At 63.3% G+C, this 11699-nt stretch carries 10 protein-coding genes; 6 read left to right on the top strand and 4 right to left on the bottom strand.

Translation table 11 applies throughout. From position 1 onward, the window contains the following. Positions 1–42: 42 nt before the first annotated feature. Positions 43–1137: an A/G-specific adenine glycosylase gene (gene mutY, locus ACU5AZ_RS05680; protein WP_446825051.1), complete on the top strand. Its 1095-nt coding sequence runs from the start codon at positions 43–45 to the stop codon at positions 1135–1137. A 9-nt stretch (positions 1138–1146) separates the two neighbouring features. Then, complete coding sequence (locus ACU5AZ_RS05685) at positions 1147–1761, top strand: HAD family hydrolase (RefSeq protein ID WP_446825052.1); 615 nt, start codon at positions 1147–1149, stop codon at positions 1759–1761. A gap of 121 nt (positions 1762–1882) precedes the next feature. Here the strand turns inward: ACU5AZ_RS05685 and ACU5AZ_RS05690 are convergent, their stop codons facing one another. Further along, positions 1883–3745, bottom strand: a complete 1863-nt coding sequence (locus ACU5AZ_RS05690; protein ID WP_446825053.1) for a tetratricopeptide repeat protein — start codon at positions 3743–3745, stop codon at positions 1883–1885. 212 nt (positions 3746–3957) lie between these two features. Here ACU5AZ_RS05690 and ACU5AZ_RS05695 point away from each other — a divergent pair, with 212 nt between their 5' ends. Then, positions 3958–4971, top strand: a complete 1014-nt coding sequence (locus ACU5AZ_RS05695) for an acyltransferase family protein (RefSeq protein WP_446825054.1) — start codon at positions 3958–3960, stop codon at positions 4969–4971. Positions 4972–5112: 141 nt separating this feature from the next. Here ACU5AZ_RS05695 and ACU5AZ_RS05700 read toward each other — a convergent pair whose 3' ends face one another. Then, positions 5113–6243, bottom strand: a complete 1131-nt coding sequence (locus ACU5AZ_RS05700; RefSeq protein ID WP_446825055.1) for a DNA methyltransferase — start codon at positions 6241–6243, stop codon at positions 5113–5115. A gap of 242 nt (positions 6244–6485) precedes the next feature. Between ACU5AZ_RS05700 and ACU5AZ_RS05705 the strand changes: the two genes are divergently transcribed. Then, positions 6486–7175, top strand: coding sequence for an HAD family hydrolase (locus ACU5AZ_RS05705; RefSeq protein ID WP_446825056.1), 690 nt, complete (start codon positions 6486–6488; stop codon positions 7173–7175). Positions 7176–7178: 3 nt separating this feature from the next. Here ACU5AZ_RS05705 and ACU5AZ_RS05710 read toward each other — a convergent pair whose 3' ends face one another. After that, positions 7179–8108: a diacylglycerol/lipid kinase family protein gene (locus tag ACU5AZ_RS05710; RefSeq protein ID WP_446825057.1), complete on the bottom strand. Its 930-nt coding sequence runs from the start codon at positions 8106–8108 to the stop codon at positions 7179–7181. A gap of 18 nt (positions 8109–8126) precedes the next feature. Then, positions 8127–8669, bottom strand: a complete 543-nt coding sequence (locus ACU5AZ_RS05715; RefSeq protein WP_446825058.1) for a hypothetical protein — start codon at positions 8667–8669, stop codon at positions 8127–8129. A gap of 274 nt (positions 8670–8943) precedes the next feature. Here ACU5AZ_RS05715 and thrC point away from each other — a divergent pair, with 274 nt between their 5' ends. Together thrC and ACU5AZ_RS05725 are read left to right on the top strand one after the other, a co-directional pair. Then, the gene (thrC, locus tag ACU5AZ_RS05720) at positions 8944–10341 is read left to right on the top strand and encodes a threonine synthase (RefSeq protein ID WP_446825059.1); all 1398 of its coding nucleotides are present in this window, start codon (positions 8944–8946) and stop codon (positions 10339–10341) included. Between the two features lie 19 nt (positions 10342–10360). Beyond that, positions 10361–11659 carry a M16 family metallopeptidase gene (locus tag ACU5AZ_RS05725; protein WP_446825060.1) on the top strand — a complete coding sequence of 433 codons (1299 nt, stop codon included), beginning with the start codon at positions 10361–10363 and terminating at the stop codon, positions 11657–11659. Positions 11660–11699 lie beyond the last annotated feature (40 nt).

Here is an 11699-nt window from a genome sequence, read left to right on the forward strand (position 1 = left end):
TTCGGCCACAAGTATCGCACTTTCGCGAATCCGCCGCAAACAATGACGCCCAGGAACACCAAAATCCCCAGTTCTCCGAGATCTTCCGACCTTCTCGCCTGGTACGACCGGCACCATCGCGACCTGCCCTGGCGGGTCTCGCCGCCGATGGCGGCGCGCGGCATCAAGCCGGATCCGTACCGCGTCTGGCTGTCGGAGGTCATGCTGCAGCAGACCACCGTGCAGGCGGTGAAGGCCTATTTCGAGGTCTTCACCTCGCGCTGGCCGACCGTCACCGACCTCGCCGACGCCGACACCGCCGATGTGATGGCGGCCTGGGCCGGCCTCGGCTACTACGCCCGGGCCCGCAACCTGAAGAAATGCGCGGAAGCCGTCGCCCGCGAGCATGGCGGCCGGTTTCCCGACACGGAGGACGGGCTGAAGGCACTGCCCGGCATCGGCGACTACACGTCGGCGGCCGTGGCGGCGATTGCGTTCGACCGGCCAGCGGCGGTGATGGACGGCAATGTCGAGCGGGTAATTTCCAGGCTCTACGCCATTTCCGATCCCCTGCCCGGCGCGAAGCCGCAGATGAAGGCGAAGGTGGCCGCGCTGACGCCCGACGACCGCCCCGGCGACTTCGCGCAGGCGATGATGGATCTCGGCGCCACCACCTGCACGCCGAAGCGGCCGAGCTGCATCCTCTGTCCCTTCAAGGAGAGCTGCCTTGCGCTCGCCGACGGCGATCCCGAGCGCTATCCGGTCAAGGCGGCGAAGAAGGCGAAACCCTTGCGGCGCGGCGCGGCCTTCGTCGCCGTGGCGGGCGACGGCACCGTCTTTCTCAAGCGCCGCGAAGATCGCGGCCTGCTCGGCGGCATGACGGAGGTGCCGACGACCGAGTGGACCTCAAGGCAGGACGGCGAGACCGGCACCGACGCCGCCCCCTTTGCGGCGGACTGGCGGCCGGCCGGCGACATTGCCCATGTCTTCACCCATTTCGAGCTCAGGCTTTCGGTCTTCCGGGCCGACGTCACGCGCCGGGAGCGCAATGACGGATGGTGGGCGCCGGTTACAAATCTTGATGCCGAGGCGCTGCCGACAGTCATGAAAAAAGCAGTCGCCGCCGCTATACCGGACGCTTTCAAGGCAAAAGGATAGGACGACAGCATGACTGCAGACATTCGCCACATCGTCTTCGACATCGGCCGTGTGCTCATTCATTATGATGCCGAGTTGCCCTTCTCGCGGATCATCCCCGATCCACAAGAGCGGGCATGGTTCTTCGCCAATGTCTGCACGCACGAGTGGAACGTCGAACAGGACCGGGGCCGAACATGGGAAGAGGCTGAGGATGCCCTGATCGCGGTCTATCCGGATCATGAAGACAGCATCCGCGCGTTCCGCAAGCATTGGCACGAGATGGTGCCGCATGCCTATGACGGCAGCGTCGCGATCATGACCGGCTTTATCGACGAAGGCCGCGACGTGACGATGCTGACGAACTTCGCCTCCGACACGTTCCGGCAGGCACAGGAGATCTATCCCTTCCTGAAGTTGCCGCGCGGCGTCACCGTGTCCGGCGACATCGGGCTGATCAAGCCCGACCCGGCGATCTACGACCGGCACACGAAGGACTTCGGGCTGACGCCATCGGCGACGCTGTTCATCGACGATTCCGCCGCCAACATCGCGGCCGCGAAGGCCTACGGATGGAACGCCATCCACTTTACCGGCGCTGACAATCTCAAGGAAGAACTGGGCAAATACGGCCTTTCGGCCTGACCATCGATGATGGTTTGTGACGGAGGAAGGGAAGGCGGTTCCCTTCCTCCGTCATGCCGACCAATTGCGAGGTGGCCGGTATTCTTGTCGACGGAAATGCAAGTATTCCCGGTAACTTGCCTCAAGCTGACGTTACGTCAGCCAGTGCGCCCATAAGGCAATTTTCGAAGTCCCGTGTAAAGGAAATCGTGTCGAAAAGCGGGGCCGACTTGCGGCAATTCACAAGATGTTTTTTGAGCTCGGTCCGGCGCGTCTCGTTTTCTGCCAGTTCGACTGCGATTTGCACGAATCCGTCCAGATTCGGGGCAACAAGCTCACGCAGGCCGATCGCAGCCAGCAGGCTCTCCGTTACCCGACCGGCGAAGTTGGTGCCCTTCCAGCCGACCACCGGCACGCCGGCCCACAGCGCGTCCGACGTCGTGGTGTGACCGTTATAGGGGCCGGTGTCGAGCGCGACATCCGCCATGGCGATGCGCTGCAGATGGTCCGCCATCGCCACCTTCGGCGCGAAAACGATGCGCGAACGGGCGACACCCTCCGCTTCCGCGGCCCGGCACAGGAACTCCTCCGCCATCGGCGTCTGCGCCGCCAGCCAGAGAACCGAGCCCTCGGCCTGCCGCAGGATCCGCATCCAGGCGCGGAAGACGGAACCACGGATCTTCTGCGACTGGTTGAACGAGCAGAAGACGATCTCGTGCTCGGGAAGACCGTGGTCGGCGCGCGCGCCCTTTCGGACAATCTGCGGCCGGGTCGCATCATTCGCCTGATAGCTTCCCGGCATGCGCAGGAGCCTTTCCTGGTAGAAGGCGGCGCTCAAGTCCGGCGTGACGATCCGGTCGGTGATGGCGTAATCGATGCCGGCGCCGGCAACACTGCCAGGAAAGCCGAGATAGGTGACCTGCACCGGCGCCGGCCGACGGCAGAAGATGGCGATCCGGCTTCCCTGCGTATAGCCCTTGAGGTCGACGAGGATATCGAGCTCGCAATCGCGGATGGCGGCGGCTGCCGCATCGTCGTCCATGTCGAGGATGTCGATGTAGTAGTCGACGCTGTCGAGGAAGCGCAAATGCATCTTCTCGTGCCGGCGGCTGCGGGCGGTGTGGCAAATGCCGTAGACCTCGAAGCGCTCGCGGTCATGGTGTTCGAGCACGCCGGCAAACAGCGCCATGGTCGCATGGTCGTGGAAGTCGCAGGAGAGATAGCCGATCCGCACCGGCTCGTCCTGTGCGCGCTGCCGCGTCGATTTCCATTTCGGCGCGACCGGCGGCAGCAGCACTTCCGCCGTGCGGCGGCTGGTGCGGGCATTGATCTCTTCATCGCCGCACCAGGTCAGATTGCGGAAGGCGTTTTCGCGGATGTCGGCGACGGCCCCTTCGGCGGCATAGGCGGCTTCCAGTTCCGCCTGCAGCCGGTCGGCCATGCCGAAATCGCACAGGCAGCTGGCGCACCAGAAGGCCTCGCTCAGCGCCAGCCGCTCCGACGTATTGGCGCCATAGGCCTTCAGAAGCAGCGGATAGGCCTGGTCGTAGCGGCCAAGGCCGGAGAGGACGATGCCGGCATTCAGCCAGCCGTTGAAGTCCATGGCACGCGGCGCGATGAAGTCGGCATAGGGCAGCGCCTCGTCATAACGCCCGGTTTCGCGCAGCAAGGCGCACAGCGTGTAGGCGAAATCATAGTCGTCCGGCCGCCGGTCGCCGGCGGACTTCAGCAGCGAGACGGCCTCATTCTGTCTTGACGCGGAGAGCAGGTTTTCCACGGCCTTGAAGATCAGCGGCTTGTAACGGCCGGCATCGAGATCGGCGGCGCGAGCGAAGTGGCGCGCGGCGGCTTCGCCATGCCCACGCTTCTCCTCGATAAGGCCCGTCAGGATCAGCGCCTGCGCATTGTCCTCTTCGGTCGCCAGCACCGTCTTCAGGGTCTGAAACGCGGAATTGTGGTCTCCGCTTTCATATTCCCGCCGCGCTTTGGCCAGAAGCATCGTCATACTGGTCATCCCATTCCAAGATCGGCCCGGCATAGATCACCGGTCTTGCCCGAGCCTGTTTTGCAAACGGGAACAAAGTGGTGCCGCTTGCGGTTGCCGATCAGGACGCCCGCCGAGATGCGGGTAATCCGGCCTTGGGAGTGGCCGGAACGCACAGGCCTCGCGATAGCAGCGCAGGCCGGCGTCAATGACAATCAAACGCGGAAAGAGCCATGAAATACAATCCAGCGCTGGACGGACTGCGTGCCATATCGGTGCTCCTCGTCGTCGCCTTCCACAGCAACCTGCCCTTCGTTCCAGGCGGCATGATCGGCGTCGACATCTTCTTCGTCCTCAGCGGCTTCCTGATCACCGCGATTCTCCGGCAGGAGATCGAAAGGAAGGACACGCTGTCCCTGACAACGTTCTATGGTCGACGCCTGATGCGGCTCTGGCCGCCGCTCATCGCCTTTCTCGTGGCCTTCTATCTGGCGGCGCCCTTCCTCTTTCCCAAGGACGACGCCAATCTCGAGGTGCTGCTGGCCGGCCTCTATCTGTCGGACTATTCCCATATCCTGTTTGGCATGCCTTCAGCGGTGTCGCACACCTGGTCGCTGGCGGTCGAGCAACAGTTCTACCTGCTCTGGCCCCTCGCCCTGCTCGCCTTGCGGAAGGTCTCCGTCGGGACCGCGATCGCCCTATTGGCGGCAAGCTTTCTCTTCGCCACCTGCTGGCGCATGGCCGACCGGCTGATCTGGGACGACTGGTACCGGACCTATTTCCGCTTCGACACACGGCTGAGCGGCCTGATCCTCGGCAGCCTGATGGCCTTCGTCGACTGGAAACCGCGAGCGCCGCTTGCCGGCGCCATTGGCGCCCTGTCGATCTGCGTGCTGGTCGCGCTCAGCGTGTCGCTGCAATTCGGCACGACAGAGTCGATGACATGGGGCAGCCTGACGGCCGATTTCGCCGCGGCCGGCCTCATCCTGTCGCTGACCGCCACGCAGGAGACGCGCCACTACCGCCTGCTCTCGCATCCGGCGCTCGTATACATCGGGGTGATTTCCTACTCGATCTATCTCTGGCACTACCCGGTCGCAAAGGCGCTCAGGGCAGAGACCTCGCCACTCGTGACATTCGTCGTCACCTCGGCCTTTGCGATCCTCGCCGCGATGCTCTCCTACCGGCTGATCGAGCGGCCGGTGCAGGCGCTGAGGCAGCGCTATGCGGTCGCGAGCCCAAGGTGAGCTTCCGCGCGGTGCATCGGCATTCGACGTATCGGCAAAAGAATGATGCCCGGGGCCTTCTCCTTCCCCGGGCATCATCAGAAAGCTCTTTCCGCAACTGGAGGTACAAAAACCGGAAAGAGCCTATGTCGCAATCTCTTGTCAGCCGGCGGCGGCAAGCTCCCGCCTGACAATTGCGCGCAACTCGTCGATCGGCTTCAGTTCGCCGCCATCCTCATAATGCCAGAACGTCCAGCCGTTGCAGGCGTCGAAGCCCTGAACCTTCGCACCGAGACGGTGGATGGAGCCGGCCTCGCCGCCGGCGGCCAATGTGCCGTCGGCGCGCACGATCGCCGAATGGCGGCGGCGGGCGTCGGTCAGCACCTGGCCGGGCTTGATCAGCCCGCTTTCGATCAGCACGTTGAAGGCGACCCGGACCTCGGCCTTCTTGCCGGTCATGACCGTCAGTTCGGCCTTGCCGAGCGGCTCGACTGCGGCGATGCGGGCCGATGCGGCGTCGATATAGTCCTGCTCGCGCTCGATGCCGACAAAGTTGCGGCCGAGACGCTTGGCGACGGCGCCGGTGGTGCCGGTGCCGAAGAACGGATCGAGGATGATATCGCCGGGCTTGGTCGACGACATGATGACACGAGCGAGGAGCGATTCCGGCTTCTGGGTCGGATGCACCTTCTTGCCCTCGTCGTCCTTCAGGCGTTCGCCGCCGTTGCAGATCGGGAACAGCCAGTCGGAGCGCATCTGCACGTCGTCATTGGCGGCCTTCATCGCATCGTAATTGAAGGTGTAGCCCTTGCCGTTCTGGTCGCGCGAGGCCCAGATCATCGTCTCGTGGGCGTTCTGGAAACGGCGGCCCTTGAAGTTCGGCATCGGGTTGGTCTTGCGCCAGACGATGTCATTGAGGATCCAGAAGTTGAGATCCTGCATCATCGCGCCGACGCGGAAGATGTTGTGATAGGAGCCGATGACCCAGATGGTGCCGGTCGGTTTGAGGACGCGGCGGCAGGCGAGCAGCCAGGCGCGGGTGAAGGCGTCATAGGCCTGGAAGGAGGCGAACTGGTCCCAGTGATCGTCGCAGGCGTCGACCGCCGACTGATCGGGACGGGTCAGCGCACCGCCAAGCTGGAGATTGTAGGGTGGATCGGCGAAAATGACGTCGACCGAATGATCGGGAAGCGCCTCGAGGGCCGCCACGCAGTCACCCTTGATGATGGTGTTGATCCAGGCCTTGGTGCCTTCGGCACGCTTCAGCTCGGCAAGCGGAAATACTGATGCCATCTGATACTCACTGATACGCTTACTCGGTACGGACAGCCAAGCACACCGAAAGGAGACACGCTTAACTGAGCATTAGGGTTACTGATCTTGGTTACCAAATGCTGAAAGGGGCGAGCTAAATCGCAAAATAAAAGTCGCCGGTGCCGAAAACGGCAAAATGCATCCCGCCGTCATTGATTGCGTTTCGAGCCGGGATCATATACGGACTGCCCCTTCCCAAGACGTTCGAAAGACCCCTATCCATGAACGGATTCGATCTCATCATTTTTGATTGCGACGGCGTGCTCGTCGATTCCGAAATCATCGCGGCCCAGGTGGAGTCGAAGCTCCTGACGGAGGCCGGCTACCCGATCAGCGTCGAGGAGATGGGCGAGCGCTTTTCCGGCATGACCTGGAAGCACATTCTTCTGGCCATCGAAAGCGAAGCCAGCATCCCGCTCTCCGCGTCGCTGCTCGACAAGTCCGAGAAGCTGCTGGACGACCGGCTGGCCCGCGATGTCCGCGTAATCGAAGGCGTCGGCCAGGCGATCATGCGGCTGAGCGGTCCGCGCTGCATCTGCTCGAATTCCAGCAGCCATCGCCTCGACATGATGCTGACGAAGACGGGCCTGAAGCCGCTGTTCGCGCCCCATATCTTCTCCGCCAAGGACCTCGGCGCCGACCGCGTGAAGCCGAAGCCGGACATTTTCCTGCACGGCGCATCGCAGTTCGACGCCAAGCCGGAAAACACGCTGGTCATCGAGGATTCGGTGCACGGCATTCACGGCGCCCGCGCCGCCGGCATGCGCGTCATCGGCTTTACCGGCGGTTCGCACACCTTCCCGTCGCATGCCGACCGGCTGATGGACGCAGGCGCCGAGACGGTGATCTCGCGGATGAGCGACCTGCCCGGCGTTGCCGAGGCGCTGGTCGGCTGGGCCGGTCTCGTCTGAGCTTCAGACCTTCAGTGTAAGCGCCGCAGGCAATATCCCGAATTCGACCGGCACGACGCCGGTCGCCTCGCCATCCGCCTCTGTCGGAATGCCGGCCGATGTACCGTCGGCCGGTTCGACACGTACGCTTGCGGCGCGCACGATCCGGACAGCCGGATCGGTCAGATGACGACCGGCGCGGATCTGCCCGAGCAGCGAAACCAGCTTGAGCCGGCTTCCCGTCGTCAAGATCACGACATCGAAGAGGCCATCGGCAAGCTCCGCTTCGGGCGCGACATGCATGCCGCCGCCGAAATAAGCGCCGTTGCAGACCGCGACGAGATCCGCCCGCATGCGTTCCGGCACCCCGCCATCGAGGGACACCAGCAGATCCTTCGAGCGCCAGGCGAGAATGTTGGTCACCGAATGCAGAGTGAAGAGATGCCGGCCAGGGAGAATGGCCCGCAGCGCGCTGCCGTTGACCGAGCACACGACCTCGCCTGAAATGCCGGCCGTCGCCTCGTTGACGAAATGGCTTGTCGACAGCGCACCCTGAGGGCTGACGCAGGTCATCCGCCCGACATCGATCCTGCGCTCCGGGGCGTCGAGAATGTGGGCCGCGAGCCTTTCCGGGTCCGTCGGCATGGCAAACTGGCGGGCAAAGTCACACCCCGTGCCGGCGGCAGCCAGAGAGAAGGCGACGCCGGGATTTTCGGAGGTCATCAGCCCATCGACCGCACCGCCGACAGTGCCATCGCCACCGACGGCCACGATCAGATCGACGCCGGCATCGGCAAACGCGCGGGCAAGCCGGGCGGCATCGCTGACACCTTCCGTTTCCCGGATCTCCACCGCGCGCCCGCGGGCGCGAAAATATGCGTCAAGCCTTTCGGCAAGCGGACGCGCCGCGCCCCTGCCCGCCTTCGGATTGACGACTATGCCGATGCGCTCCAACGGATGCTTCCGGCGTCTTTACTTGGTGTTGTACGGGCCTTCGTCGAAGCCGACGTAAATCTTGGCGAGATTGCCGGCGCCGCCGGGAATGGTCACGTCGGTCTTGGTGAAGATGAACTGGGTCGTCAGCGTCGAGGGAAGCTCGACTTCGAACTTCGTCAGCTCCGAATAGAGCGTCGTCTCGCCATCGGAGGCGGCAACGCGGATCGGAAGGACGATCTTGCCGGGCTTGGCGAGCGGTCCGCCGACAAGGCGTCCCTGGGCGACGACGGTCACCGTCATGCTGTTCTGGCCAAGCGTGCACTGGCGCGTCGTGGCAGCGATCGAGGCCTGGTAGACGATCTTCGACGGATCGTCCTTGCCGCCATTGGCATATTTGTCGAGCGAGGCGGTGCCGTCCCGCAGATAGACCTGTGGGCAGGACCCCTGAATGACGGCCGGCTGTGCCGTCTGGGCCTGATCGCCGGAGGGCTTCAGACCGTTGACATCCGTGGAGTTGCACCCTGCGATCGCCGCAAAGGCCACAACCGAGAACAATCCGCGCGAAACATTCTTGAACACGGAACTTCCCTCCCCTTCATCTGCTCGTCTTACACATGACGCCCCTTGGGGCTCAAAACGCAGCTTCAAACTGTCATTTGGGCCTTTTCATGCCCATGCCGGCTGGTCTATATCAGCCGCGCAAGAAAAAATCGATCAGGTATCTTACGTTACGTCAGATTTTCCTCCGGAAAACTGAGGATTGATAGGGCCGCCGGCGTCCTTGGCACCAAGGCGGCGATGCAAATGCTAAAGACCGCGGGCCGCCCACGGTCAAAGTCAGGATTGGTGACACGTGAAGTACATCTCGACCCGGGGCGAAGCCCCTTCGCTCGGTTTCTGCGATGCCCTGATGGCCGGACTGGCCAGCGACGGCGGCCTTTATGTACCGGAAAGCTGGCCGACGTTCACCAAGAAGGAGATCAAGGCGCTTCGCGGCAAGACCTACCAGGAAATCGCCTTTGCGGTGACCTCGCGTTTCGTCGATGGTGAAATCCCGGATGCCGACCTCAAGGCGATGATCGACGAGGCCTATGCGACCTTCCGCCATCCCGCCGTCACGCCGATCGTGCAGACCGGTTCGAACGCCTTCATCCTTGAGCTTTTCCACGGCACCACGCTTGCCTTCAAGGACGTGGCGATGCAGCTGCTGGCACGGCTGATGGACCACGTCATGGGCCTTCGCGGCGAGCGCGCGACCATTGTCGGCGCCACCTCGGGCGATACCGGCGGCGCGGCCATCGACGCCTTTGCCGGCCGTGACCGCACCGACATCTTCATCCTGTTCCCGCACGGCAAGGTCTCGCCGGTGCAGCAGCGCCAGATGACGACCTCGACGGCCTCCAACGTCCACGCGATCGCCATCGAGGGCAATTTCGACGACTGCCAGAACCTCGTCAAAGCGCTCTTCAATGACGCAAAATTCCGCAAGTCGGTGAAGCTCTCCGGCGTCAACTCGATCAACTGGGGCCGGATCATGGCGCAGGTGGTCTACTATTTCACCACCGCGATTTCGCTCGGCGGGCCGGACCGGAAGATCTCCTTCACCGTTCCGACCGGCAATTTCGGCGACATCTTCGCCGGCTACGTCGCCAAGCGCATGGGCCTGCCGATCGACAAGCTGGTGGTCGCGACCAACGAGAACGACATCCTGGCGCGGACGCTGAAGACCGGCCGCTACGAGATGCGTTCGGTGTCGGCAACGACCTCGCCGTCGATGGATATCCAGATTTCCTCGAACTTCGAGCGCCTGCTGTTTGAAGCCTATGACCGCAACGCCGCCGACGTGCGTTCGGCGATGAACGGGCTGAAACAGTCCGGCGCCTTCGAGATCGCGCCATCCGCTCTCAAGGCGATCCGCAAGGAATTCCGGGCGGGCAAGGCGACCAAGGCGCAGGTCGCCAAGACCATCCGCGACACGCTGTCCGAGACGGGCTATCTCGCCGATCCGCACACCGCCGTCGGCATGCATGTTGCAAAAAAGCATGAAAAGTCCAATAGTCCCATGGTCACGCTGTCCACGGCGCATCCCGCCAAATTCCCCGCGGCCGTTAAATCCGCCTGCGGGCTTGACCCGGCGCTACCGGCGTGGCTTGCTGATCTGATGGACAGGGAGGAGCGCTTCGAAATTCTTGCCGCCGACCTTAAAGGCCTCCAGACCTTTATTGAGAAACGGGCCAGGGCAAAGGACTGAGGCGCAGAAAGAGCGAAGTATGAAAGTTGAGTGCACCCGCCTTGCGTCGGGTCTTACCGTCGTCACCGAGAAAATGCCGCATCTGGAAAGTGTTGCGCTCGGTGTCTGGATCAAGTCGGGTTCCCGCAATGAACTGGAACACGAGCACGGCATAGCCCACCTACTTGAGCACATGGCGTTCAAGGGCACGCGCAGCCGTTCTGCGCGCCAGATCGCCGAGCAGATCGAGGACGTCGGCGGAGAGGTCAATGCCGCCACCTCGACCGAGACCACGTCCTATTATGCCCGTGTCCTGAAGGACCATGTGCCGCTGGCTGTCGATATCCTCGCCGATATCCTGACCGATTCCGTGTTCGACGAAGACGAGCTCGCCCGCGAAAAGAACGTCATCCTGCAGGAACTCGGCGCTGCCGACGACATGCCGGACGACGTCGTGTTCGACAAGTTTTCCGCCGCCGCCTATCGCGACCAGACGATCGGCCGCTCGATCCTCGGCACGCCGGATACGGTAATGTCATTCACCCCGGCCGACATCCGGGAGTATCTGTCGCGCAATTACACGACGGACCGTATGTTCGTCGTCGCCGCCGGCGCGGTTGATCATGAGGCGTTCGTCCGCCAGGTCGAAGAGCGTTTTGCCGGCCTGCCGCAGAAGCCCTCCTCCACCCCGCAGATGGCCAAGGCCATCTACAGCGGCGGCGAGGTGCGCGAGACGCGCAAGCTGATGGACTCGCAGGTACTGCTCGGCTTCGAGGGCCGCGCCTATCATGTGCGCGACTTCTACTGTTCACAGATTCTGGCCAACGTGCTCGGCGGCGGCATGTCGTCGCGGCTCTTCCAGGAAGTGCGCGAGCACCACGGTCTCTGCTACTCGATCTATTCGTTCCACTGGGGCTTTTCCGACACCGGCATCTTCGGCATCCATGCCGCGACCGGCGACGAGCAGCTTCCGCAGCTCGTGCCGCTGATCCTCCAGGAACTGCGCCGGATAGCGGAATCGGTCGACCAGAAGGAAATCGAACGCGCCCGGGCGCAGATCCGCGCGCAGCTGCTGATGGGACAGGAAAGTCCCGCCGCCCGCGCCGGCCAGATGGCCCGGCAGATGATGCTCTATGGCCACCTGATCACCAATCAGGAGCTGATGGACCGGCTGTCGAACATCACCACCGACCGGCTGACCGATCTCGCCGGGCGGCTGTTCTTCGATACGGTTCCGACGCTTTCGGCGGTCGGCCAGCTCACCAGCCTCGCATCGCTCGACGAGATCGCGGCCTCACTATCCACCTCGGCTCCGGTTTCAGCCGGGGCAGTCGGCTAGGCCGCCTACGCCGGTGGGTACGCCGGGGAGCACCAAGGTT

Source organism: Rhizobium sp. PAMB 3182 (assembly GCF_052908355.1).

Bases quoted from the DNA above. Each gene is read 5' to 3' on its own strand.
- mutY (WP_446825051.1), top strand. From the start codon at position 43: ATGACGCCCAGGAACACCAAAATCCCCAGTTCTCCGAGATCTTCCGAC.
- ACU5AZ_RS05685 (WP_446825052.1), top strand. From the start codon at position 1,147: ATGACTGCAGACATTCGCCACATCGTCTTCGACATCGGCCGTGTGCTC.
- ACU5AZ_RS05690 (WP_446825053.1), bottom strand. From the start codon at position 3,745: ATGACGATGCTTCTGGCCAAAGCGCGGCGGGAATATGAAAGCGGAGAC.
- ACU5AZ_RS05695 (WP_446825054.1), top strand. From the start codon at position 3,958: ATGAAATACAATCCAGCGCTGGACGGACTGCGTGCCATATCGGTGCTC.
- ACU5AZ_RS05700 (WP_446825055.1), bottom strand. From the start codon at position 6,243: ATGGCATCAGTATTTCCGCTTGCCGAGCTGAAGCGTGCCGAAGGCACC.
- ACU5AZ_RS05705 (WP_446825056.1), top strand. From the start codon at position 6,486: ATGAACGGATTCGATCTCATCATTTTTGATTGCGACGGCGTGCTCGTC.
- ACU5AZ_RS05725 (WP_446825060.1), top strand. From the start codon at position 10,361: ATGAAAGTTGAGTGCACCCGCCTTGCGTCGGGTCTTACCGTCGTCACC.